The organism is Pseudomonas sp. BF-R-26, assembly GCF_019947395.1.
GTDB lineage: Bacteria > Pseudomonadota > Gammaproteobacteria > Pseudomonadales > Pseudomonadaceae > Aquipseudomonas > Aquipseudomonas farris.
The window spans coordinates 403,753-427,627 of the sequence record NZ_JAGYGK010000002.1 but is presented as its reverse complement, the minus strand read 5'-3'; the positions used below and the strand labels follow the sequence as shown (position 1 = coordinate 427,627).

20 protein-coding genes are annotated in these 23,875 nt (G+C 57.8%); 7 read left to right on the top strand and 13 right to left on the bottom strand.

The window, feature by feature from the left end; all coding sequences use genetic code 11:
• Positions 1-50 precede the first annotated feature (50 nt).
• Positions 51-1,256 carry an MFS transporter gene (locus tag KGB18_RS04205; protein ID WP_223569434.1) on the bottom strand — a complete coding sequence of 402 codons (1,206 nt, stop codon included), beginning with the start codon at positions 1,254-1,256 and terminating at the stop codon, positions 51-53.
• Between the two features lie 237 nt (positions 1,257-1,493).
• Here KGB18_RS04205 and KGB18_RS04200 point away from each other — a divergent pair, with 237 nt between their 5' ends.
• A complete protein-coding gene (locus tag KGB18_RS04200) occupies positions 1,494-2,123 on the top strand; it encodes a hypothetical protein (protein WP_201059530.1) in 630 nt (209 codons plus the stop codon).
• Positions 2,124-2,209: 86 nt separating this feature from the next.
• On the opposite strand, the gene KGB18_RS04195 is transcribed toward KGB18_RS04200, so the two are convergent.
• From KGB18_RS04195 to gcl, 8 genes are all read right to left on the bottom strand, one after another.
• Positions 2,210-3,208 (bottom strand): sulfate ABC transporter substrate-binding protein, encoded by a 999-nt coding sequence (locus KGB18_RS04195; RefSeq protein WP_052966773.1) that lies wholly within the window; start codon positions 3,206-3,208, stop codon positions 2,210-2,212.
• A 106-nt stretch (positions 3,209-3,314) separates the two neighbouring features.
• Positions 3,315-4,139 carry an ion transporter gene (locus tag KGB18_RS04190; RefSeq protein ID WP_123360178.1) on the bottom strand — a complete coding sequence of 275 codons (825 nt, stop codon included), beginning with the start codon at positions 4,137-4,139 and terminating at the stop codon, positions 3,315-3,317.
• A gap of 21 nt (positions 4,140-4,160) precedes the next feature.
• Positions 4,161-5,075 carry an urea transporter gene (locus KGB18_RS04185; protein ID WP_223569433.1) on the bottom strand — a complete coding sequence of 305 codons (915 nt, stop codon included), beginning with the start codon at positions 5,073-5,075 and terminating at the stop codon, positions 4,161-4,163.
• A 139-nt stretch (positions 5,076-5,214) separates the two neighbouring features.
• Positions 5,215-6,630 carry a pyruvate kinase gene (pyk, locus tag KGB18_RS04180; RefSeq protein ID WP_223569432.1) on the bottom strand — a complete coding sequence of 472 codons (1,416 nt, stop codon included), beginning with the start codon at positions 6,628-6,630 and terminating at the stop codon, positions 5,215-5,217.
• The gene (locus tag KGB18_RS04175) at positions 6,620-7,900 is read right to left on the bottom strand and encodes a glycerate kinase (RefSeq protein ID WP_123720728.1); all 1,281 of its coding nucleotides are present in this window, start codon (positions 7,898-7,900) and stop codon (positions 6,620-6,622) included. The genes pyk and KGB18_RS04175 overlap by 11 nt, the downstream gene beginning before the upstream one ends.
• Before the next feature lie 174 nt (positions 7,901-8,074).
• Positions 8,075-8,965, bottom strand: a complete 891-nt coding sequence (locus KGB18_RS04170) for a 2-hydroxy-3-oxopropionate reductase (protein WP_007894261.1) — start codon at positions 8,963-8,965, stop codon at positions 8,075-8,077.
• A gap of 190 nt (positions 8,966-9,155) precedes the next feature.
• Positions 9,156-9,938 (bottom strand): hydroxypyruvate isomerase, encoded by a 783-nt coding sequence (hyi, locus tag KGB18_RS04165; protein WP_123720729.1) that lies wholly within the window; start codon positions 9,936-9,938, stop codon positions 9,156-9,158.
• A gap of 128 nt (positions 9,939-10,066) precedes the next feature.
• Entirely contained in the window at positions 10,067-11,842 is a 1,776-nt protein-coding gene (gene gcl, locus KGB18_RS04160) for a glyoxylate carboligase (RefSeq protein WP_008014981.1), read from the bottom strand.
• 266 nt (positions 11,843-12,108) lie between these two features.
• On the opposite strand from gcl, the gene KGB18_RS04155 reads away from it, so the two are divergent.
• Together KGB18_RS04155 and KGB18_RS04150 are read left to right on the top strand one after the other, a co-directional pair.
• Entirely contained in the window at positions 12,109-12,549 is a 441-nt protein-coding gene (locus KGB18_RS04155; RefSeq protein WP_123720730.1) for a GlcG/HbpS family heme-binding protein, read from the top strand.
• A 362-nt stretch (positions 12,550-12,911) separates the two neighbouring features.
• The gene (locus KGB18_RS04150; RefSeq protein ID WP_123720731.1) at positions 12,912-13,370 is read left to right on the top strand and encodes an REP-associated tyrosine transposase; all 459 of its coding nucleotides are present in this window, start codon (positions 12,912-12,914) and stop codon (positions 13,368-13,370) included.
• 130 nt (positions 13,371-13,500) lie between these two features.
• On the opposite strand, the gene KGB18_RS04145 is transcribed toward KGB18_RS04150, so the two are convergent.
• On the bottom strand, positions 13,501-14,106 hold the full coding sequence (locus tag KGB18_RS04145) for a TetR/AcrR family transcriptional regulator (RefSeq protein ID WP_030131738.1): 606 nt from the start codon (positions 14,104-14,106) through the stop codon (positions 13,501-13,503).
• A gap of 134 nt (positions 14,107-14,240) precedes the next feature.
• Between KGB18_RS04145 and KGB18_RS04140 the strand changes: the two genes are divergently transcribed.
• Complete coding sequence (locus tag KGB18_RS04140) at positions 14,241-15,155, top strand: DUF808 domain-containing protein (RefSeq protein WP_123720732.1); 915 nt, start codon at positions 14,241-14,243, stop codon at positions 15,153-15,155.
• Between the two features lie 162 nt (positions 15,156-15,317).
• On the opposite strand, the gene KGB18_RS04135 is transcribed toward KGB18_RS04140, so the two are convergent.
• Complete coding sequence (locus KGB18_RS04135; protein ID WP_123720733.1) at positions 15,318-16,106, bottom strand: VacJ family lipoprotein; 789 nt, start codon at positions 16,104-16,106, stop codon at positions 15,318-15,320.
• Positions 16,099-17,397 (bottom strand): serine/threonine protein kinase, encoded by a 1,299-nt coding sequence (locus KGB18_RS04130; RefSeq protein WP_123720734.1) that lies wholly within the window; start codon positions 17,395-17,397, stop codon positions 16,099-16,101. The genes KGB18_RS04135 and KGB18_RS04130 overlap by 8 nt, the downstream gene beginning before the upstream one ends.
• A gap of 223 nt (positions 17,398-17,620) precedes the next feature.
• Between KGB18_RS04130 and KGB18_RS04125 the strand changes: the two genes are divergently transcribed.
• Together KGB18_RS04125 and KGB18_RS04120 are read left to right on the top strand one after the other, a co-directional pair.
• Positions 17,621-17,989 (top strand): hypothetical protein, encoded by a 369-nt coding sequence (locus tag KGB18_RS04125; RefSeq protein ID WP_123720735.1) that lies wholly within the window; start codon positions 17,621-17,623, stop codon positions 17,987-17,989.
• A 107-nt stretch (positions 17,990-18,096) separates the two neighbouring features.
• Positions 18,097-20,808, top strand: coding sequence for an RHS repeat-associated core domain-containing protein (locus KGB18_RS04120; RefSeq protein ID WP_223569431.1), 2,712 nt, complete (start codon positions 18,097-18,099; stop codon positions 20,806-20,808).
• 114 nt (positions 20,809-20,922) lie between these two features.
• Here the strand turns inward: KGB18_RS04120 and KGB18_RS04115 are convergent, their stop codons facing one another.
• Positions 20,923-22,515: a beta (1-6) glucans synthase gene (locus KGB18_RS04115; RefSeq protein WP_123720737.1), complete on the bottom strand. Its 1,593-nt coding sequence runs from the start codon at positions 22,513-22,515 to the stop codon at positions 20,923-20,925.
• Positions 22,516-22,801: 286 nt separating this feature from the next.
• Between KGB18_RS04115 and KGB18_RS04110 the strand changes: the two genes are divergently transcribed.
• Positions 22,802-23,653: a glycine betaine ABC transporter substrate-binding protein gene (locus KGB18_RS04110; RefSeq protein WP_123720738.1), complete on the top strand. Its 852-nt coding sequence runs from the start codon at positions 22,802-22,804 to the stop codon at positions 23,651-23,653.
• Positions 23,654-23,875: the final 222 nt, after the last annotated feature.

The following is a 23,875-nucleotide window of genomic DNA, read 5'->3' as shown; positions in this document are numbered from 1 at the left end:
GGTATCACTCAAATCGCCTTCGCGGGCTTGCCCGCGAAGCTCTTAGCGTCCTAAGCCGTTGCCAACGAACGCCTCTGCGAAACGCTCAAAAACCGCAACAACGCCAACAACGGAAACGCACTACCCACAATCACGATCCACAACCAGCCGCCATGCTCATACACCGCGCTGGCCACCGAAGAACCAAACGCGCCGCCGATGAAGATGCTGGTCATGTACAGCGCATTCAGACGGCCGCGGCTTTTAGCGTCGAGGGTGTAGACCGCGCGTTGGCCGAGGACCATGTTCATTTGCACGCAGAAATCCAGCACCACCCCAGTCACCGCCAGGCCGATAACGCTGTAGGCCGGGTGGATGAAGGCGGGCAGGAAGCTCAGGCTGGCGAATAGCAGGGCCAGCAGCGAGGCGATGCGGGTATGGCCGGCATCGGCCAGTCGACCGGCGATGGGTGCGGCAATCGCGCCGATGGCGCCGACCAGGGCGAAGATCGCGATCTGGGTTTGCGACAAGCCATGATTGCGCGATAGTTCCAGCGGCACTGCAGTCCAGAACAGGCTGAATGTGGCAAACATGCAGGCTTGGTAAAACGCCCGTTGACGCAAAACCGGCTGCTGACGCAAGAGCGTCCAGAGCGAACCCAATAACTGGCCATAAGAAGCGCTGTGATCAGGCTGGCGCTTGGGAATGGTCAGGGCCAGCACGATGCTGATGGCCGCCATCAATACCGCAGCGATGATGAACATCGCACGCCAGCCGAAGTGGTCGGCGATTACGCTGGACACTGGTCGAGCCAGCAGAATCCCCAGCAGCAAACCACCCATGATGCCGCCGACCACGCGGCCGCGTGATTCTTCCGGCGCCAGGTGGGCGGCCAGTGGAATCAGGATCTGTACCGACACCGAGCTGAACCCCACCAGCAACGAGATCAGCAGAAACACATTCGGCTGATCGGTGAACGCGGCGCCCAGCAGACTGGCAATCGCCACCACGGTGGTGATGATCATCAAGCGGCGGTTTTCCAGCAGATCACCCAACGGCACCAGGAAGAACAGACCCAGCGCATAACCAATCTGCGTCAGCGAAACGATCAGGCTGGCCATGGTGTCGGTCAGGCCGATGTCCGGCGCGATCAGGCCGATGATCGGCTGGGCGTAGTAAATGTTGGCCACGATGGCGCCGCAGCAGAAGGCAAAGAGCAGCATCATGCCTCGGGTCATTGTCGCGGCACCGTGGGGCACCTGAGTCGTTGGGTTCATAACGGATCTCGTTGAACAAAAAGGAATGCGGGGGAGGCTAATCGGCTGGCTAGAGCGGCGGAAGAGGGAATAGGGTGATAGTCATCATGCCTCTGAAGAATGATTGAGAGAGGCCGTTCATTTGGACCTTTTAGTCGTCGGTCGCGATCGTCGCGTCCGATGATACATTCACTAACATCTTGTTCGATAGCGTGCTTATGTTCTCTCTTAACGCTTCATAAAACGGAAGGCACTTTCATGAATGCGATGTTCCGTCACCTGATCCGCGGCGCTTCAGCAGTCACCTTGATCACTGTGTTCGCGACAACCTTGGCTCAGGCCCAGGACGCGCCGGGTATGCGCATCGGTGTACGCGGCGAGATTACCGGTATCAGCGCCGACATTCTGAAAGTCCACGTCAACAGCGGCGAAGACGTGGTGATCAACCTGACCAAGGACACCAAAGTCCGCGCCGTTACCGTGGCCAATATCGAAGACATCAAACCCGGCAGCTACATCGGCTCGGCTGCCGTGCCGCAGGAAGATGGTTCTCTCAAGGCCCTGGAAGTCCACGTGTTCCCACCGGAACTGGCCGGCAGCGGCGACGGCCATAGGCCCTTTGATCTGGTCAAGGGCAGCAGCATGACCAACGGCAGCGTGGGCGATCTGGTGGTCAGCAACGGCCGGGTTCTGACCGTCAACTACAAGGGCGGCCAGCAGAAAATTCTGGTGCCGGAGGATGTGCCGATCGTGAATCTGGTGCCGGGGGATCGGAGCTTGCTGAAGGTGGGCGTGAAGATCGTGACGTTCGTCACCCAAAGCGCCGACGGGACACTCACCGCCCAATCGATTGCAGCGGGCAAGGACGGCATAACCCCGCCAATGTAACGGCATGACGCAATACCCCTCGCCACACAAGCATGCACCCACAAAAAAGGCGACCATTGCAGGTCGCCTTTTCGATGGCTCAGGAATTACTGACCGCTGTAAATCTGATCAAAAACCCCACCATCATTGAAGTGGGTCTTCTGCACCGTGCGCCAGTCACCAAAGGTCTTCTCCACCGAAAGGAAATCCACTTTCGGGAAGCGATCGGTGTACTTGGCCAATACCGCCGGATCACGCGGACGCAGGTAGTTGGCCGCCGCAATCTCCTGACCTTCCGGCGACCACAGGTACTTCAAATATTCCTCAGCGGCAGCGCGAGTGCCTTTTTTCTCGACCACTTTGTCGACTACAGACACCGGCGGTTCGGCTTCAGCGGAAACACTCGGGTAAATCACTTCAAACTGATCACGACCAAATTCACGCGCAATCATTTCCGCTTCGTTTTCGAAGGTCACCAGCACGTCGCCGATCTGGTTGGTCATGAACGTGGTGGTGGCTGCACGGCCACCGGTATCCAACACTGGCGCTTGTTTGAACAGTTTGCCGACGAAGGTTTTCGCCTTGTTCTCGTCGCCGCCGTTTTTCAGCACATAACCCCACGCCGAGAGGTAGGTGTAGCGGCCGTTGCCCGAGGTTTTCGGATTGGGGACGATCACTTGCACGCCGTCCTTGAGCAGGTCCGGCCAGTCTTTCAGGGCTTTCGGGTTGCCTTTGCGCACGATGAACACGGTGGCCGAGGTGAACGGCGCGCTGTTGTTTGGCAGGCGCGTGACCCAGTTGTCCGGGACCAGTTTGCCGTTGTCCGCCAAGGCGTTGATGTCGGTGGCCATGTTCATGGTGATGACATCAGCTGGCAGGCCATCGATCACTGAGCGCGCCTGTTTGCTGGAACCGCCGAAGGACATTTGCAGCGTGATGTTCTCGTTGTGTTCGGCTTGCCAGTGTTTCTGGAAGGCAGCGTTGTAGTCCTTGTAGAAATCTCGCATCACGTCGTAGGAAACGTTAAGCAGGGTCGGTGCAGCCTGAGCCATGCTGCCCAAGGCCAGGCCAGCGGCCAGAAGTGAGGCGCCAAAGAGTTTTTTCACTGCGCATTCCTTGTTTTATCAAACATGTTCTATGGAAAGTGTTGGCAATTTGCCAGCGACTATAGCCGGGCTCGCATAGTCCTTTAAAGATTAAAAAGCACTTTGCTTATTCCAGTTTCTTGAACAGCGCATTGCCGCAACGGGAGCAAAATGCTGCCCCGTGTTCGTGACTGTTTTTCTGGCAGGTCGGGCAATCGTGTTGCAATTGTTCGCCGCGCATGGCGTTGGCCAGTTCCGCGGTAAAGATCCCTGTTGGCACGGCGATGATCGAGTAACCGGTGATCATCACCAGCGACGAAACCACCTGACCCAACGGCGTCCTGGGCACGATGTCGCCAAAACCCACGGTAGTCAGCGTGACGATGGCCCAATAGATGCCTTTGGGGATGCTGGTGAAGCCGTGTTCCGGGCCTTCGATCACGTACATCAGAGTGCCGAACACCGTCACCAGGGTGCTGACGCTGAGCAGAAACACCACGATCTTCTGCTTGCTGCCGCGCAACGCCGTCATCAAGTAGTTGGCTTGCTTCAGATACGGGCTGAGCTTGAGCACGCGGAAAATCCGCAGCATCCGAATGATTCGAATGATCAGCAGGTACTGCGCATCGCTGTAATACAGCGCGAGAATGCCAGGCACGATCGCCAGCAAATCCACCAACCCATAGAAGCTGAACGCGTAGCGCAACGGCTTGGGCGAGCAGTACAGGCGCAGGCCGTACTCGATGGCGAAAACGACGGTGAAGCCCCATTCGATGTACGCCAGTATGTCGGCGTAGTTCTGGTGAACGCTGTCGATACTGTCCAGAATCACGATCACCAGGCTGGCGAGGATGATCAACAGCAGAATGCTGTCGAAGCGCCGGCCGGCCGGGGTATCGGATTGGAAGATGATGACGTAAAGCTCTTCACGCCAGTTTTTACTGCTGTCCATGGAAAACGCCTGAATCGAGAATCAGCGAAGCCTAGGTCGATTCTCCCCGGTAGCGCAAGGCGCGCTGTCCATGGCGGCCTGACGCAGCACCCGAATGCCTGCGCGAATCAGCCAGCAGGCGAGGATGAAGGGTGCAGTCAACGTGGCCAGGCCGAGTGCGGCGAACCCCGGTGTGAGTAGCACCGCCAGCAGGATTCCCAACAATGGCAGCCAAGGCTGGCGACGATTTTGGCTGAAGGCGAGGGCGGCGAGCACGGCGTTGTAGCCGCTCAAACCCAGCAGCGCGGTTGATGTTTCGTGATGCAGAAGGGCGAATCCAAGGCCGGCAACGGAGCCGAGCAGCGCCCACAGGAAGGCACGCCGGTCAGCGATCAGCAAACCCGTGGCAATCAGAGCTCCAGCCAGCGGATGACCGAGAAACAGCACTTGACCGAGCCCTTTCAATGACGCGGCGAGCAAGTTGAATGTGGTCATTTCGATCAGCGGCGCGGGTTGCTGGGGACCGGCAAACGACAGTAGCAACCAGCTCATCCCGACAAAGGGCGCGGTATAGGCGGGAAGGCAATGATGATCGCGCGAACGCTTGAGCCATTGCTGGGTGAGCATCGCGCTCAGGCCCCCAGCGGCAATGATCAGCGGTGGAAACAGCGCTGACCATGGGAAATAAAGGCTCAGCAGCAGACCGAGCAGAATACCGTTGTAACTGAACAGCCCGGCCTGACGATCAGCCTTGGTGTACCCGCGACGTTGCGCGGTGAGCAACCCGGCGACCCCTCCCAGCAACGCACCGCCGAGCAGAGCGGGCGCGGTGAATAGAATCGCCAACAGACACAGCAGACCGCACAGCGGATGGCGCTGGAGAAAGATCTGGCTGAAGCCATTGAGCAGGGCAGTGGCCCAGTCGGGGCAGTGGGTGTTGAAGTGGTTGGCAGGCATGATAAGGGTCGTTCAGTACAGATCGTTCCCACGCTCTGCGTGGGAATGTCTCAATGGACGCTCTGCGTCTGCTCTTGGGACGCAGAGCGTCCCGGGCTGCATTCCCACGCAGAGCGTGGGAACGATCATCGTGTAGGGGTTAAATCAGGGTTTCGATACGCAGTGAGTTGGTCGACCCCGGCTGCCCGAACGGCACTCCCGCCGTGATCAACAACGTATCCCCCCGCTGAGCCATGCCCTGTGCCTGGGCAATCTCCAGTGCCGTCGAGCACACTTCGTCCACCTGGCGCAGTCGATCATTGACTACCGAATGCACGCCCCACGCCACCGTCAAGCGCCGCGCGGTTTGCAAATTCGGCGTCAGGTTGAGGATCGGCACCGTTGGCCGTTCCCGCGCTGCACGCAGACTCGACGTACCGGACTCGCTGTAGTTCACCAGCACCGCCACCGGCAGCACGTTGCTGATGCGGCGGATCGCGCAGCTGATCGCGTCCGACACTGTGGCCTCGGCTTTCGGTCGGCTCACGTCCAGTTGGGCCTGATAGTCCGGGCCGTTTTCCACCTGACGGATGATCTTGCTCATCATCTGCACAGCTTCCAGCGGGTACTCGCCGGACGCGGTTTCCGCCGACAGCATCACCGCGTCCGCACCTTCGGCCACCGCGTTGGCGACGTCAGTGACTTCGGCGCGGGTCGGGGCGGGAGAGAAGCGCATCGACTCCAGCATCTGCGTCGCCACCACCACCGGTTTGCCGAGTTCACGGCAGGTGCTGATGATGTTTTTCTGAATCTGCGGCACGCTCTCGGCCGGCACTTCCACGCCCAGGTCACCGCGAGCGACCATGATCGCATCGCTCAATTCGGCGATTTCCCGCAGTTGAGTCACGGCCGATGGCTTCTCGATCTTTGCCATCAAATACGCCTTGTCGCCGATCAGTGCGCGAGCTTCGCGAATGTCTTCCGGGCGTTGCACGAACGACAGCGCAACCCAATCCACTCCTAGCTCCAGCCCGAAGCTCAAGTCGCGACGATCCTTGGCGGTCAACGGACTCAGATCCAGCACCGCTTGTGGCACGTTGACGCCTTTGCGATCCGACAGCTCGCCGCCATTGAGCACCGTGGTGTCGATGGCGTCGGCGTACTTGGTCACCACTCGCAGGCGCAGCTTGCCGTCGTCCAGCAGCAGGTCCATGCCTGGCTCCAGCGCTGCGATGATTTCCGGGTGAGGCAAGTTGACCCGGCGCTCATCGCCCGGCGTCGGGTCCAGGTCCAGACGCAAGGCCTGACCGCGATGCAGCTGCACTTTGCCTTGGGCGAATTTGCCGACCCGCAATTTCGGGCCTTGCAGGTCCATCAGAATCCCCAGCGGGTAATTCAGCTGGCGCTCGACTTCACGAATCCACTGATAGCGCTGTGCATGGTCGGCGTGATCGCCATGGCTGAAGTTCAGGCGAAAGATATTGACCCCAGCCTGTACCAGCTCACGGATGCCATCGATTCCGTTGGTGGCCGGGCCAAGGGTGGCGAGGATTTTGACCTTCTTATCAGGCGTCATGTTTAGTGCTCTCGAGAATCAGGATGGCGCGGAAGTCGTTGACGTTGGTGCGGGTCGGCTCGGTGACGATCAGCGCATCCAGCGCGGCGAAATAGCCGTAGCCATTGTTGTTGTCCAGTTCATCGCTGGCGCTCAGGCCGAGAGTGGCGGCGCGGGCGTAACTGCCCGGGGTCATGATGGCGCCGGCGTTGTCTTCGGAGCCGTCGATACCGTCGGTGTCACCCGCCAATGCATAGACGCCGGGCAGGCCTTTGAGGCTGTCGGTGAGGCTCAGCAGGAATTCGGCGTTACGCCCGCCACGGCCATTGCCGCGCACGGTGACGGTGGTTTCGCCGCCGGACAGAATCACGCACGGCGCTGCCAGCGGCTGGCCGTGCTGGACGATCTGCCGGGCAATGCCGGCGTGGACTTTTGCCACGTCCCGGGATTCGCCTTCCAGGTCGCCGAGAATCAACGGACTGAAACCGGCCTGACGGGCTTTCACCGCTGCCGCTTCCAGCGATTGCTGTGGGCGTGCGATCAATTGGAAATGACTGCGGGCCAGGCTCGGATCGCCGGGTTTGACCGTTTCCGATTCCGGGTTTTGCAGCCAGGTGCGCACCGATGCCGGGACTTCGATGCCATAGCGCTTGAGGATCGCCAGCGCTTCGGCCGAGGTGCTCGGGTCGGCCACAGTGGGGCCGGACGCGATGACCGTGGCGAGGTCGCCCGGTACATCGGAAATCGCATAGGTATAAACCGTGGCGGGCCAGCAGGCTTTGCCCAGACGTCCACCCTTGATTGCCGAGAGATGCTTGCGCACGCAATTCATCTCGCCGATGGTCGCGCCGGATTTGAGCAGGGCTTTGTTGATCGACTGTTTGTCGGCGAGGGTGATGCCGGCAGCGGGCAAGGCGAGGAGGGCAGAGCCACCGCCCGAGAGCAGGAAGATCACGCGGTCGTCTTCGCTCAAGTCGCTGACCAGTTCCAGCACCCGTTTCGCGACAGCCAAACCAGCCGCATCCGGCACCGGGTGCGCGGCTTCGACTACTTCGATTTTTTCGCACGGGGCGCCGTGGCCGTAACGGGTCACCACAAGACCCGACACTTCGCCCTGCCAGCAGCGCTCGACCACCTGGGCCATGGCGGCTGCGGCTTTACCGGCGCCGATGACGATCACCCGACCGCTGCGATCTTTGGGCAAGTGGGCTTCGAGGACGTGCTGCGGATGGGCCGCGTCGATGGCTGTGGCAAACAGCTCGCGCAGCAGTTGTTGCGGATCGACCGACATGGCGGGCTCCCGGAATTCTTGTTATTGGAGGAAGGCGAAAGCAAGTATTGCGACGCGGTCCTGTGGGAGCTGGCTTGCCTGCGATTCAGGCGACGCGGTCTTTCAGGTAGACCGAGTCGATGCCATCGCAGGCAAGCCAGCTCCCACAGGAACCGAGCCAGCTTCAGATCGGTGTTACTTATCGCGAATCGAGAAATTCGCCATATGTTCCAGGCCTTTGATCAGCGCCGAGTGGTCCCAGTTGCTGCCACCGATGGCCGCGCAGGTGCTGAACACTTGCTGGGTATTGGCGGTGTTCGGCAGGTTGATGCCCAGCTCGCGAGCGCCGGCCAGGGCCAGGTTCAGGTCCTTCTGGTGCAGGCTGATACGGAAGCCCGGGTCGAAGGTGCCCTTGATCATGCGTTCGCCGTGAACTTCAAGGATCTTCGACGACGCGAAACCGCCCATCAGCGCTTCACGCACCTTGGCCGGATCGGCACCGTTTTTCGAGGCGAACAGCAGCGCTTCGGCCACGGCCTGGATGTTCAGCGCGACGATGATCTGGTTCGCCACTTTCGCGGTTTGACCGTCGCCGTTGCCACCGACCAGGGTGATGTTCTTGCCCATGGCCTGGAACAGCGGCAGGGCGCGTTCGAACGCATCGGCATCGCCACCGACCATGATGCTCAAGGTCGCAGCTTTGGCGCCGACTTCACCGCCGGACACTGGTGCGTCGAGGTATTGAGCGCCTTTCTCGTTGATCTTGGCAGCGAAGGCTTTGGTGGCGGTTGGCGAGATCGAGCTCATGTCGATCACGACTTTGCCTTTGCTCACGCCTGCTGCAACGCCGTCGGCGCGGAACAGCACGTCATCGACCTGCGGGGTATCCGGGACCATGACGATGATGAACTCGGCTTCCTGGGCCACTTCTTTCGGGTTCGCCAGCGCGATGGCACCAGCGGCGACCAGATCGGCAGGGGCTGGGTCGTGGTGTGCCGACAGGAACAGGCTGTGACCGGCTTTCTGCAGGTTCAACGCCATTGGGTGGCCCATGATGCCGGTGCCGATAAATCCGATTTTAGCCATGAGAAAATCCTCTTTTTAAGGTGCAGGTGGGAGCAGCGCACGCTCCGATGCTGAAATGCAGTCTGAAAAACACAACAGATTCAGTGGGAGCTGGCTTGCCTGCGATTGCGGTAGGTCAGGCAACATTGATGTTTGCTGTGCCGACGTCATCGCGGGCAAGCCCGCTCCCACAGTGTTTTGTGTTGATCAATCAAATCGCGTTATGGGTTTTCAGCCAGACCAGGCCCGCTTCGGTGGTGGTCAGCGGCTTGTATTCACAGCCAACCCAACCCTGATAACCGATGCGGTCCAGGTGTTCGAACAGGTAGCGGTAATTGATTTCACCGGTGCCCGGTTCGTTGCGCCCTGGGTTGTCGGCCAACTGGATGTGGTTGATCTCGCCCAGGTGCGCAGCCATGGTCCGGGCCAGGTCGCCCTCCATGATTTGCATGTGATAGATGTCGTATTGCAGGAACAGGTTGGCGCTGCCGACCTGCTCGCGAATCGACAAGGCTTGCGCCGTGTTGTTCAGGTAGAAGCCCGGGATGTCACGGGTGTTGATCGCTTCCATCACCAGTTTGATGCCCACCGCCTGCAGCTTGTCGGCCGCGTACTTGAGGTTGGCGACAAAGGTCTTTTCCACGGTGGCATCATCGACACCTTGTGGACGAATACCGGCCAGGCAGTTGATCTGGGTGTTGCCCAGCACTTTGGCGTAAGCGATGGCCAGATCGACACCGGCGCGGAATTCTTCGACCCGATCCGGCAAGCACGCGATACCGCGCTCGCCCTTGGCCCAGTCACCGGCTGGCAGATTGAACAGCACTTGGGTCAAGCCATTGGCATCGAGCTTGGCCTTGATTTCGGCGGAGCTGAAATCGTAGGGAAACAGGTATTCGACACCACTAAAGCCGGCCTTGGCGGCAGCGTCGAAACGGGCAAGAAAATCCTGCTCGGTGAACAGCATGGACAGGTTGGCTGCGAAACGCGGCATGGTGGTCTCCCGTTTAAAGTTATCGTTCCCACGCTCTGCGTGGGAATGCCTCATTGGACGCTCTGCGTCCGCTGTTGGGACGCGGAGCGTCCCGGGCTGCATTCCCACGCAGAGCGTGGGAACGATCATCAATCGAGCAGCGAAATCGCCGTTGGCGCATCGTTGCCGACCAACGCCAGATCTTCGAATTCGTTGACGGCGTTGATCTCGGTGCCCATGGAAATGTTGGTCACGCGCTCCAGAATGATCTCGACGATCACCGGCACCTTGAACTCCTCGATCAGCTCCTGAGCCTTGCGCAGGGCAGGCTGGATCTGATCCGGTTCAAATACCCGCAACGCCTTGCAACCCAGGCCTTCGGCGACAGCGACGTGGTCGACACCGTAACCGTTGAGTTCCGGAGCGTTGAGGTTGTCGAAGGACAGTTGCACGCAGTAGTCCATGTCGAAACCGCGCTGGGCCTGACGGATCAGCCCCAGGTACGAGTTGTTCACCACCACATGGATGTACGGCAGCTTGAACTGCGCGCCCACCGCCAGTTCTTCGATCATGAACTGGAAGTCGTAGTCGCCCGAGAGCGCCACAACCTTGCGGGTCGGATCAGCCTTGACCACACCGAGTGCTGCCGGAATGGTCCAGCCCAACGGGCCAGCCTGACCGCAGTTGATCCAGTGACGCGGCTTGTAGACGTGCAGGAACTGCGCGCCAGCAATCTGCGACAGACCGATAGTGCTGACGTAGCAGGTGTCCTTGCCGAAGACCTGGTTCATCTCTTCGTAAACCCGTTGCGGCTTGACCGGCACGTTGTCGAAGTGAGTCTTGCGCTGCAGGCTGGCTTTGCGTTGCTGGCAGTCTTGCAGCCAGGCGCTGCGGTTTTTCAGCTTGCCGGCGGCTTGCCATTCGCGAGCGACTTCGATGAACACGGTCAACGCGGCAGCGGCGTCGGACACGATGCCCAGATCCGGGGTGAACACGCGGCCGATCTGGGTCGGTTCGATGTCGACGTGAATGAATTTACGGCCTTCGGTATAAACGTCGACCGAACCGGTGTGACGGTTAGCCCAACGGTTACCGACGCCCAGCACCACGTCCGACTTCAGCATCGTGGCGTTGCCATAACGGTGCGAGGTTTGCAGACCGACCATGCCAACCATCAGCGGGTGATCGTCCGGGATGGTGCCCCAGCCCATCAGGGTCGGGATCACTGGAATACCGGTCAGCTCGGCGAACTCCACCAGCAACTCGCTGGCGTCGGCATTGATGATGCCGCCACCGGCCACCAACAGTGGGCGCTCAGCCTGATCAAGCATGGCCAGGGCCTTCTCGATTTGCACGCGGTTAGCGGTCGGCTTGGCCAGCGGCAGCGGCTCGTAGGCGTCGATGTCGAATTCGATTTCAGCCATCTGCACGTCGAACGGCAGGTCGATCAGCACTGGGCCTGGGCGGCCGGAGCGCATTTCATAGAAGGCTTTCTGGAATGCGTAAGGCACTTGGCCCGGTTCCATAACGGTGGTCGACCACTTGGTGACCGGCTTGACTATGCTGGTGATATCGACGGCCTGGAAGTCTTCCTTGTGCATCCGGGCCCGCGGTGCCTGGCCGGTGATGCACAGGATCGGGATCGAGTCGGCCGAGGCGCTGTAGAGCCCGGTGACCATATCGGTGCCGGCCGGGCCGGAGGTGCCGATGCACACGCCGATGTTGCCGGCCTTGGTGCGGGTGTAGCCCTCGGCCATGTGCGAGGCGCCTTCAACGTGGCGAGCGAGGACGTGATCGATGCCACCGACCTTCTGCAAGGCGGAGTACAGCGGGTTGATCGCGGCGCCCGGGATGCCAAAAGCGGTATCAACCCCTTCACGGCGCATCACCAGAACGGCGGCTTCGATTGCTCTCATTTTGCTCATGGTTTTGTGCCTCTTACGTTTTGTAATTGTATACAAGTGGCTTTGCGCAGAGTGTATTCACGGCGGACGGCGCAGGTCAATCCATTTTCTCAAGCAGCTGTTTCATTCGTCGGAAGCCCGAAGGACTGTGGCTTTTCGTCGCATGTGGCGCTTTTCGAGAATTATTGTATACAAAAAAATAATTCATTGTGTTCTATTTGTTGCATCGGATTGCGCAACAGAAAGCAATCCAACGGCTTTCCCAATAACAAAATGAGGACGGCACCATGAGCGCTTTAACCTTGAACGTCGCAGTCAACCTGGCCAACCAGGCCATCTCCGCAGGCCGTGCAATCTCTGCCGCGCCCTTGACCATTGCCGTGCTGGACGCCGGCGGGCACTTGATAACGCTGCAACGCGAAGACGGCGCGAGCCTGCTGCGCCCGCAGATCGCCATCGGCAAAGCCTGGGGCGCGATCGCCCTGGGCAAAGGCTCACGCCTGCTGGCCCAAGACGCCCAACAACGCCCAGCCTTCTTCGCCGCGCTGAATAGCCTGGGACAGGGCAGCGTCGTCCCGGTACCGGGCGGCGTGTTGATTCGGGATCAGGACGGGAGTGTGTTGGGAGCGGTGGGCATCAGCGGCGATTTGTCTGATGTTGATGAACAATGTGCGATCAGGGCGATCGAGACGCAGGGGTTGAGGGCGGATGCGGGGGTGGTTGGTTGATCTTCATGGTCTGATCGAATGTCATCGCGGGCAAGCCCGCTCCCACAGGTTCGGTGGTGGATACAAAATGCGTGAAACAACCCCGATCCTTGTAGGTGAACACAAAATCTGTGAACACCCTCGATCCTTGTAGGTGAACACAAAATCTGTGAACACCCTCGATCCTTGTAGGTGAACACAAAATCTGTGAACACCTTCGATCCTTGTAGGTGAACACAAAATCTGTGAACACCTTCGATCCTTGTGGGAGCGGGCTTGCCCGCGATGGCGGCCTCATGGACACATCCAGATAACGGATTGTCACGGTCTATGGGCTGCTCAGGTCTAGTCTTCTGATGAATCCATCATGAAGGGGCAACGGATTGCCTGATCTTCCTGCTTCACATCGCCTGCGAACCGGGCGCTATGCCGAACCCAATCGAATCTATTTACTGACGACCAATACACTTGATCGCGAGCCGGTTTTTGCAGATTTCGCATTGGGCAGATTGGTTGTTCATCAATTTCGCCAAGCACAAAACACAGGGTTAGTGAATTCGCTGGCGTGGGTCGTCATGCCTGATCACTTCCATTGGCTTGTCGAGTTGGAGAACTGTTCACTCAGTAATCTGATGCGTCAAACCAAGTCATTGATTACGCGAGAGGTGAATCTTTCCAGTAACAGGAATGGCCCACTTTGGCAGCAGGGCTATCACGACCGGGCATTGAGGCGAGAAGAAGACTTGGTGAAGATGGCACGGTATGTAGTGGCGAATCCATTGCGGGCAGGGCTTGTAGAGCGACTTGGCGACTATCCGTTGTGGGATGCTATCTGGCTTTAAGACTTCAGATCGAGTCGCCTTCATCGCGGGCAAGCCCGCTCCCACAAGGATCGAAGGTGTTCACATATTTTGTGTACACCACCGAACCTGTGGGAGCGCCCTTGCCCACGATTGAGGTTCACTCGGTCTTTCAGTCCAGCTCACACCCCTTAAGCACCAACCGGATAATCGTCTGCGCCGCCGCTTCATAGTCGGCCTCATCCAGTTTGGCTTTACCGGTAACCGCAGAGATTTGCCAGTCGAAGTCGGCGTAGGTCTGGGTGGCGGCCCAGATGCTGAACATCAGGTGGTTGGGGTCGATGGGGGCGATCTGGCCGCGATCGATCCAGGTCTGGATGCAGTCGATGTTGTGCCTGGCCTGGCCGTTGAGCTGCTCGACGAGGTCGGGGCTCAGGTGCGGGGCGCCGTGCATGATTTCGCTGGCGAACACCTTGGAGGCGAAGGGCAGGTCACGGGAGATGCGGATTTTCGAGCGAATGTAGCCGCTCAGCACTTCGCTGGGCACGCCGTCGGCGTTGAACGGCGTCGAGGCCTGCAGGATCGGCTCGATAATGCTTTCCAGGACCTCGCGGTAGAGATTTTCCTTGGATTTGAAGTAGTAGTAGACGTTAGGCTTGGGCAGCCCGGCCTTGGCCGCGATGTCACTGGTTTTGGTCGCAGCGAAGCCCTTGTCGGCAAATTCTTCACTGGCGGCACGCAGGATCAGTTCTTTGTTGCGCTCGCGGATGGTGCTCATAAACCAAGGAGTTCCTTGCCTGTTCTGGCGGTTGCGCATGGTAGCACCGGCCTCGCGCGGCGCTCAAGAATGCCCCGTGTAGCCTCGGGTCGCGCTATGCTGCGCACCATTCATTCAAGAAGGAAACCTGATTCATGGCAGGAAGCAGTTTGCTGGTGCTGATCGACGACATCGCCACCGTACTGGACGATGTGGCGTTGATGACCAAAATGGCCGCGAAGAAGACCGCCGGCGTGCTTGGCGACGATCTGGCGCTCAATGCCCAGCAGGTTTCCGGCGTGCGTGCCGAGCGGGAAATCCCGGTGGTATGGGCGGTAGCCAAAGGCTCGTTCCTCAACAAGCTGATCCTGGTGCCGTCGGCCTTGGCCATCAGTGCGTTCATTCCGTGGCTGGTCACGCCGTTGTTGATGGTCGGTGGCGCTTACCTGTGCTTCGAAGGTTTCGAGAAACTCGCCCACAAATTCCTGCACAGCAAAGCTGAAGATCAGGCCGAACACGCAGAACTGGTCGAGGCCGTGGCCAACCCGGCGGTCGATCTGGTGGCGTTCGAGAAGGACAAGATCAAAGGTGCGATCCGTACCGACTTCATCCTCTCGGCGGAAATTATCGCCATCACCCTGGGCACCGTGGCTGACGCTTCGCTGACCCAGCAAGTGATCGTGCTCTCGGGCATCGCCATCGTCATGACCATCGGCGTCTACGGCCTGGTGGCTGGCATCGTCAAGCTCGACGACCTCGGTCTGTGGCTGACCCAGAAGCCTGGGCAAATGGCCAAAAGCATCGGCGGCGGGATTCTGCGTGCAGCGCCGTACATGATGAAAAGCCTGTCGGTGATCGGTACCGCAGCGATGTTTTTGGTCGGCGGCGGGATTCTGACCCACGGCGTGCCGGTGGTTCATCACTGGATCGAGAGTGTCAGCGCGGGTGCTGGTGGGGCCGGGTTTATCGTGCCGACATTGCTGAACGCGGTGGCCGGGATTGTGGCGGGTGCGGCGGTGTTGGTTGGGGTGATGGCTGTCAGCAAGGTTTGGAAAACGGTAAAGGCCTGAACCTGCTCGCGATAGCGGTCTAGCAGGTCAACATTGATGGTGAATGTGATGACCTCATCGCGAGCAGGCTCGCTCCCACAGTTGATTGGTGGTGTTTGAGACGCCGCGCATAAAAAAGGCCATTCGACGCAAATCGAATGGCCTTTTTTGTTGCCGTCGGAATTACTCGGCAACCTGCAGCTTGCGCGACTCGGTGTACACGTAACGCACTTTTTCATATTCGAACGGCGTATTCAGCTGACCATAGCGGAAGCTGTTCTGATAGCGCTTATCGACGGCGCGCAGTGCCCAGACTTCCGGGTGGTTGGAGCTGACTTCGGCCACGTTCAGGAAGTTGATCGCCGATTCGCCGGTGTAATCCACCACCAGGCCAGCGGTGTCACGCAGGTTCGACGGGCCGAGGATCGGCAGCACGAAGTAGGCGCCGCCCGGTACGCCGTAGAAGCCCAGGGTCTGACCGAAGTCTTCGCTCTGGCGCGGCAGCCCCATGGAGGTGGCTGGATCCCACAGGCCGGCGACACCGATGGTGGTGTTGAGGAGCAGGCGCGCGGTGGTTTCCATCGAGCGCTGACCCTTGAATTGCAGCAGGCTGTTCACCAGGTTCGGTACATCGCCGACGTTGTTGAAGAAGTTACTGACGCCGGTGCGCAGGAAACTTGGGGTGATGTAGCGATAGCCATTGACCACGGGCAGGAACACCCATTGGTCGAAACGGTAGTTGAAGTGGTAGACGCGGCGGTTCCACTCTTCCAGCGGGTCGTAGACGTTCAGCGCGTTGAGCGTCGAGCGTTCGAACTCGCGCTGATCCAGCCCCGGGTTGAACTTGAGTTTGCTCAGCGGTTCCTTGAAGCCGTCACTATCGACCACCACAGGTGCATTGGCTTTGCTGTTGTCGGCGTTGGCCACGCCTGCACAGAGTAACGCTGCGATCAGCAGGGGGTATTTAGCCACGGAAAAACTCCAGCATTGCGTCACTGTTGACGCGATAGTTGAGGTTGCCGCAATGGCCGCCCAATGGATAAACAGTCAAACGGTCGCCGAAGGTCCGGCGCAGAAACCCCAGGTCGCCAGGGCCGAGGATCACATCATCGGCGTTGTGCATGACGGCGATTTTCGGGCTGTCATGCAGATAATCCTTGAGTGCATACAGGCTGACCTGATCGATCAGTTGCAGCAGGCTGCCGCCATCGGTGCGGGCGCGCCACATCGGAATGACCTGTTCGGTCAGGTAGCAGTCGAAGTCACATTGCAGCGCACGTTTGAGGAACGGCGTGAGGGTGGTGCCTTCGGTGATCGGGTATTTCGGTGGTGTGATCAGGCCACGGCGGTTGATCAGGTCTGAGGTGAAGGCAATGTCGGCCGCCGAGAAACGGAACGAAGTGCCGATCAGCATGGCCATCTGCTCGTTGCTCAAGTGCTGCTTGGACTGCTGGAAGTCGTAGAGCAGGGCATCGTTGAGGTCGATGTAGCCCTTCTGCTGGAAGTAGCGGGTCAGTTTGTCCAGCACCAGTTCATAGAAAGTGGTGCTGTTGTTGATGCCCTTCACCTCTGTTTGCACCAGCTTGTCCAGGTTGGTGATCGAGGTGTAAAGGTTGACCGGCGGGTTGAGCAACAAGACTTTCTTGAAATTGAAGCTGCGACGGGTTTCATCCAGGTGCGCCACAAAGGCCGCATCCAGAGCGCCGAGGCTGTAGCCGCTCAGATAATAATCGGTGACCGGCAGTTTCGGGTTTTGCGCCCGCACGGCCTGCATCACCCGATACATGTCTTCGGCATCTTCCTTGGTCACGCCAGGGGTGGCGAAACGCGAAGCGGCGGTCATGAAGTCGAAGCTGGTCGGCGACGACAGCTGCACCACGTGATAGCCGGCCTTGTAGTAGAGCTTTTTCAGATACTCATTGAGGGTGCTGTCATAGCGTGCACCGGTGCCGGAGATCAGGAAGATCAACGGTGCCGCTTGATCTTGTGTGGCGATGCGGTAGGTGAGTTTCTTTACCGGCCAGAAGTTGTCCGGCAGGCTGAATTCACGCTCCGGGCGCAATGTGACGCTGCGATCCTCCTGATTGATGTCGTCGTCCAGCGGCAATTCCGGGCGTAACTCCGGCGGTGTCGTGGCGATGGTCGCCTCGAACGGGTTGGTCAGGGGGTAGCCGTAACTGGCGGCATCAATGTCGGCCGCCAGTGCGGACGCACTTAAAAACAAGCCGCCAAACAGGGCGGCGCAGCGCAAGGAACGGAGCATGACTAGATCCCTTAGAGGAAGGTGCCGGATGAAGTTCGCAGGCTATGACCACAGGAATTGCGCCAAAGTGCCATGATGGGCACCAATCAGGCCTGATTTCGGAGCAACGGTAGCGGAACGATACACTTTGCAGCTATTTCATGAACAGTTATCTGTTGATGTCACTTGCTTACCGCGGGCGGGGGATTAAGCTGGCCGCCGATTTCGTTTATTGGAGTGTTGCATGTCCCGCCGTCTGCCCGTGATCCTGTTGCTCGTTCTTCTGCCGTTATGGCTGGCCGCCAGTTATGGCGCACGTTATGGCTTCATGGAGGACGCTCAATGGGTCGGCATTTGCGTTGATGAGGCCAGTCGTTGGGAATGCCAGATTCGTTCGAATCTGGGCTTTATGATTCATTTCAAGGTACTGGGCTGGGCGGCAGTGGCCGCTGCCGTGATCGGTTTTGTGCTGCCGGGGCGAGCGGGGTGGTGGTTGGCGGTGCTGGCGCTGGTGTTCGGGTTTCCGGCCCTGGCGTTGTACAACACCACGTTGGCGGTGTTTGCGGTGGTGATTGCTGGTTTGCGTCTGGTGAGAAAGACTGCTGCCTGTTAAGTTTTCTTGCATGACCTGTTAATTCTGACAGTTGACGCTTTCCAGGGCACGGATCTAAATAGTCGAGCCGCTGTTGTATAGCGTTGATCCTGTCAGGAGAAACCAACATGCACGCTCGTACGCCCACATTGACGGTGAATGACCCACGTGCACTTACAGTACGCACAGTGGCCTATCACCGAAAGGCTATCCAGGACCCTCTCAATAGCCGTGTCACTCATCAGGCATATGATAGTGCTGGGCGTGCAACTGACCTTTTTGATCCTCGTTTGTTCGAATCTCTCGGAACAGAACCTGATATTCCGGCAAACCTCAAAATGGTATTCAATCTTTCGGGTGAGGAGTTACTTACCGATAGCGTTGATGCAGGTTACAGCTTGCATTTGCTAGGCCCTGCCGGCCAGAAATGTGATAGTTGGGACAGTAAGCTCACGCGTACCCATGTTAATTACGATGGTCTCATTCGTCCGATCAAGGAATCTGTATATGTGTACGGTGAGGACGAAAGGGTCAACGCCTATTTCTCTTATGGCGGCAACGGGACGCCGTTTGTCGATCGAAATCAATGCGGACAATTGATCCGTCAAGATGATAGCGCTGGGACCATGATGTTCAAGTTATATTCACTGACGAGTGAACTGCTTGAGTGTACTCGGCACTTTCTCGATAGTGAGGAGGAACCGGATTGGCCCTATCAAGAGGCTGATCGTGATCTTCTTCATGAAGATGGAATTGGCGCCACTACTTGTTACCGTTACAGTGCTAAATCCCAGTTGCTCTGTCAGATCGATGCAGAGCGTAATGCCCAAACTTTTAATTACACAGTTGACGGGCAGGTTGCTGGAATAAAAGTGAGGATAGGTGTAGATGGACTAGAAGAAGACCTGCTGACCGAAATTCGTTATAACGCCTTTGATAAAGTTGAGCAGCAAACCTTCGCCAATGGGGTCGTATGCTCTGCCCTTCATTCTGCTGCCGATGGCAGACTGGAAGAGTTGAAGGCGCAGCTCTCGGGGAAGCCACTTCTGCAGCATTTAATCTACTGCTATGACCCCGTCGGCAATATTTTGTCTATTGAAGACAAGGCTCTGTCTATTCGCTATTTTCGCAACCAGAAAATAGAGCCGATCAGAACTTTCCGGTACGACACTCTTTATCAGTTGATTCGCGCCACAGGTTGGCAGGTAGTCGGTGGCAGCGTAGGACCGTATTTACCAGAATTCCAATCGCCAGCGGATCCAGGTCAATTGGAAAACTACACTGAGACTTTTGACTACGATTGTAGTGGGAATCTCATCAAACAGGTTCATTGCGCTGCGCTTGGAAACCGTACCCAGTTCATGGCGGTGTCGAAATACAGTAACCGTGCCCTCGTGCGAAAAAGCGGCGGGGAGTTGCCTACGGAGGCCGAAATTGCTGCGGGGTATGACCCGAATGGTAATAAACGGCTACTGCTACCCGGACAGGACCTGTTTTGGGATATGCGTAATCAACTGCGACGAGTCGAACAGGTAGTTCGTCCTGATTTACCGAACGATGCCGAGAACTACATTTATGATCATGCCGGACAGAGGCTGCGGAAAATTCGCACGATCTTGGTCGGTCGTTTGATCCGTAGTCATGAGGTTCGCTATTTACAAGGGCTGGAAATTCGGACTGATAATGAGAAAGTACTGCACGTTATTAATGTGCAGACAGAACTGTGCAATGTTCGTGTGCTACTCCAGGAAAATCGACGGCAAGACACAAGCACTGTCAGTTACCGCTATGCGTTGAGCGACCAAGTAGGTTCATGCAGCTTGGAGCTTGATGAAGGAGGGGGACTTATAAGCGAGGAGGTTTTTTATTCTTATGGCTGTACGGCGTGGTGGGCGGGAAGCGATAAAATAAAGGCAAGCGATAAGACTATGCGCTATTCAGGCAAGGAACTGGATGCGACCGGATTGTATTATTTTGGCATGAGGTATTATGTGGCTTGGTGGCATCGATGGCTCAGCCCGGATCCCGCTGGCGCGATCGATGGTTCGAATTTATATCGTATGGTTCGAAACAATTCCGTCACTTTTTTTGATGGGGAGGGGTTGAGTCCTACGAATGTCAATGGAGGGAGTAAAGGGGATTATGCTGCCTTGGTGTCTTCATTTGAAGCGGGGGATATTTTATTTGGATTGCGTGAGCCTCGGGATTCTGCACTCAAAGCCTTGGCGGAAGCAGGATTTAAAGAGTTTTCAAGGCTTCCGCTTTGGAAGGAGGGCATTCCCAGATTGTTATGGGAAAAGAAACGGAATGTGTTGAAACAGAATGATTTAACCGATGCGGCATTTGGTCCGACCGTAACGGCAGGAATATATAATACTGACGAGCAGATAAAAACGGAGTTAGTGGATGCTGTGCGTGGAATTGCCTACAAAGAGTTCGCAATGACTAACAGATATTTTCAAAAGGATGAGAAAGGGACTGGCAATTTCTTCCAGATAAACGTTCCGATGTGGCGGCGTTCCAGTAAGGCGGGATTGGAGTTTCAAATTTTTGAGCGTAGCAAGAAGGTCCTCTTCGCTATTGATAATTTGATGGGGACTCTGGACGATATTGTTTCGAAAAAACCTGATGCTGGCACCAGTGTTACTGCTTCTGAAATCAGGTACGTGTACCGACGCAAAGAGACGCCTGAAGTTAAAAACAATGTGAAGTTTTTTGTGGCGAGTCGAGAAGTGCCGCAAGATGAATTTTTTAACATGCCGGCCTGGAAGAATTATCATCCTAAAAAAACGTACAGCCGGGTAACCGTGCCGCGTCGTTCACAAGTGAGCAGGCATTAATTGTGCTCATCTACTTTCGGGGTGGTATCGAGTCCAGATAGTACGACTGCGCGGTTCCTGCTCTCCAGCCAATAATGAGTGGAGAGAAGGATTTGTGCGAATTCGCCTTGCAGATCAGCCGCGAACCCGCAAGCTGCGCCACAACGCTGCCACCATCAACACACTCACCAGCGCCCAACCCCAGGCCTGCTGGTTTTGCAAACCTTCTTGATACAGTTGCGGCGCAATACCGGCACCGATAATGAAGGTCAGCACGGCGATTTCCCGACGTGGTACGTTCACCGGACGGCACAGGTACACCAGCGCCGGCAGGATGAACGCGACACTCGGGAAGCTGCGATAACGCGGGTCGAACACCAGCTCCAGCATCATCACCGCCGCGGCAAAACCTGCCGCTGCCAGCCACCAGCCGGCGCGACGTTCCAGTGCATTGAAGGCGCGTTCACGCCAGCCGGTGCGAGCGCTCAAGGTCAGCGCGGCATGCGCCAGCACCAACAGATTCAACCCTGTCAGCAAGGCGACCCACAGCCATTCACTGGCAAACCGGGTGGTGACACGGGCCAGATCGCCCCAGGCGCCAATCGAACAGGCCGCCAACGCACCGAGCAGTGGCAGAACCAACGCCGCGCGGGTACTGCGAACGCGACCGCCGAGAATCAGCGTGCCGATGAAGATCAAGCCTCCCACCGCCAGCCATTGCGACCAGTACGGTACGTTCGAGACTGGTCCGGCGAGTACGCCCTTATCTTGGCGATCGGCGTCGAACAGTCCCCAATAACCTCCGACCGCACCTTCGCTGGCGCGTTTCCAGGGCTGGTCGAAAGCCTCGATCAGGTTGTAATGCCAGCCTTGCTGCTCGGCCATGATCACAAAGCTGCGAATGAACTTGGCTTCATTGACCCGGCTCGGCAGGGCGGTTTCGCGCTGACGGCCTTCGCTCGGCCAGCCGGTTTCGCCAATCACCACGTCTTTGGGCGCAAATTTGTTGCCGAACACCTGACGCACTTCGGCCACATGCTGCAGCGCTGCGTCGATGTTCGACGGATCGTCTTCCCAGTACGGCAGCAAATGGATGGTCAGGAAGTCTACTGCCGGGGCTATTTCCGGGTGCTTGAGCCAGAACTCCCAGACGTCGGCGTAGGTCACCGGTTGTTTGACCTGACTTTTGACCTTGTTAATCAGCGTCGCCAACTGTGCGCCGGTGACTTCCTTGCGCAGCAGGGTTTCGTTACCTACGATCACCGAGGTCACTACGTCGGCGTTGGCATTGGCCGAGGCGATCAGCAGGTCGACCTCCTTGGCAGTGTCCACCGGGTTGCTGTTGACCCAGGCGCCGATCATTAGCTTCAAGCCGTGCTTGCGCGCCAGATCGGGCAGGGCTTCGAGGCCGGTCATGGAATAGGTGCGGATGCATTCGAAACGGGTTGCCAGCAGCGCGAGGTCGGCGTCCATGCGCTCGGGGCGCAGTTTAAACGGCACATCGAACGGCGATTGGTCTTTGTCGAACGGGGTGTAGGAGGCGCATTGCAGCTTGTGTGTTGCGCTGGCCACGTCCGGCAGGATCACCGGTTTGCCGAGTCCATACCAGAAGCCACCGAGGGCAAAAAGCCCCAGCAGGCAGGCAAATAAATAAGCAAAAAAAGGAAAGCGGGATGTCGCGGGCATGGTCAGGCCGTCTGGGAACAAAGCCGCGCATGTTACCTGCATTTGTCCCGCGCTTGGTGGCCTGCATAATTTTGTCATGCAAAGTTCGGGCGGGGTGGCGGATGGAGTTGCGGCGGTTGCAATTAATGGCCTTCTGATGTCGTTTCTCGATGCCTTGAGGTCGCTGGCAGAGCAGGTCATCGTGGGCGTCAGGTTGATCATCCAATCGTCAGTACTCCGCTGATGTTTGAACGAGTTTGCGGTGAGGCGTGATGGGGGCGCTGTGCACCATAACAATACGTTGAGCGGCTCGGCATCCGTCGAGCGCAGCACTTTCGGGGAAGTAACGATGAAGATGCGACGACTCTTGGGCGCAGGTGCCGCTTTGGTGCTGGCGATCAGTTCTACGATGGCCAGTGCCGAAGGCAAGGCAGTGACGATCGGTTATGTAGACGGCTGGTCGGACAGCGTCGCCACGACCAACGTGGCCGCAGAAGTGATCAGGCAGAAACTCGGTTATGACGTGAAGCTGCAAGCGGTTGCCACCGGGATCATGTGGCAGGGTGTGGCCACTGGCAAACTCGACGCCATGCTGTCGGCGTGGCTGCCCGTGACCCACGGTGAATACTGGACCAAGAACAAGGATCAGGTCGTCGATTACGGCCCGAACTTCAAGGATGCGAAAATCGGCTTGATCGTGCCGGAGTACGTCAAGGCCAAGTCTATTGCCGATCTGAAAACCGACGACAGCTTCAAAAATCGTATCGTCGGTATCGATGCCGGTTCAGGCGTGATGCTCAAGTCCGAGCAGGCGATCAAGGACTATGGCCTGGACGGCTACACCCTCAAGGCCAGTTCCGGCGCCGGCATGATTGCCGAGCTGACCCGTGCCGAGAAGAAAAACGAATCCATTGCCGTCACCGGTTGGGTGCCGCACTGGATGTTCGCCAAGTGGAAACTGCGCTTCCTGGACGACCCGAAAGGCGTTTATGGCGCGGCTGAAACCGTGAACAGCATCGGCAGTAAAGAACTGGCAACCAAAGCGCCGGAAGTTGCGAAGTTCCTGAAGAACTTCCAATGGGCGTCGAAAGACGAAATCGGCGAAGTCATGTTGGCGATTCAGGACGGCGCCAAGCCTGAAGCTGCAGCGAAGGATTGGGTGGCCAAACACCCTGATCGCGTTGCCGACTGGACCAAATGATTTGACCTGAAGCGTCTAATCAGCACCTCTCGAGGCCCTTTGGCATAAGTGCCAAGGGGCCTTTTGTTTTTTTATGTGGGAGCGGGCTTGCTCGCGAAAGCGGTGTGTCATTCAGCATCGATGTTGGCTGACACTCCTCCTTCGCGAGCAAGCCCGCTCCTATATTGTTTAATGCATGCTGAATAATGGCGGCTCTGTCATGTCGTTCTAATACTAAGGTCG